The organism is Rhizobium sp. TBD182, assembly GCF_001950375.1.
In the GTDB taxonomy this organism is placed as follows: domain Bacteria; phylum Pseudomonadota; class Alphaproteobacteria; order Rhizobiales; family Rhizobiaceae; genus Agrobacterium; species Agrobacterium tumefaciens.
The window spans coordinates 137,054-137,958 of sequence record NZ_BDLN01000004.1 but is presented as its reverse complement, the minus strand read 5'-3'; the positions used below and the strand labels follow the sequence as shown (position 1 = coordinate 137,958).

The window sequence follows — 905 nt, the reverse complement described above, 5'->3', positions numbered from 1 at the left end:
GGAAGTGCTGGAGCAGAATGCCCGCCTTCTGGAAGGGGTTCTCGAGGATTTCGGCGTCAAGGGTGAAATCATTCACGTCCGCCCCGGCCCGGTCGTCACGCTCTACGAACTGGAACCAGCACCCGGCATCAAATCCTCGCGCGTCATTGGCCTTGCCGATGACATCGCCCGCTCCATGAGTGCGATCGCCGCGCGCGTTGCAGTCGTGCCTGGCCGCAACGCCATTGGCATCGAGCTTCCAAACCAGACGCGTGAAACCGTGTTCCTGCGTGAACTGGTCGGCAGCCGCGACTTTGAAAACAGCAAGGCCAAGCTCGCTATGGCGCTCGGCAAGACCATCGGCGGCGAACCCGTCATCGCCGATCTTGCCAAGATGCCGCATCTTCTCGTTGCCGGTACCACGGGTTCGGGCAAGTCGGTCGCCATCAACACCATGATCCTGTCGCTGCTTTACCGCATGTCGCCGGAGCAATGCCGCCTGATCATGATCGACCCGAAAATGCTCGAACTATCGATCTATGACGGTATTCCGCATCTGCTCTCCCCCGTCGTTACCGATCCGAAAAAAGCCGTCGTGGCGCTGAAGTGGACGGTGCGCGAGATGGAGGAGCGCTACAAGAAGATGTCGAAGATCGGTGTGCGCAACATCGATGGCTTCAACAGCCGTGTGCAGCAGGCGATCGACAAGGGCGAAATCCTCACCCGCACGGTGCAGACCGGCTTCGACCGCCAGACCGGCGAGGCAATGTACGAGACGGAAGAATTCGACCTGAAGCCCCTGCCCTATATCGTCGTCATTATCGACGAAATGGCGGATCTTATGATGGTGGCAGGCAAGGATATCGAAGGTGCCGTACAGCGCCTCGCTCAGATGGCGCGTGCCGCTGGCATCCATGTCATCATGG

General features: G+C 59.6%; 1 protein-coding gene. It reads left to right on the top strand.

Going from position 1 to position 905, the window contains the following annotated elements:
* A partial coding sequence (locus T18_RS27720) for a DNA translocase FtsK (RefSeq protein WP_323455227.1) occupies nucleotides 1–905 on the top strand: 905 nt, incomplete at both ends.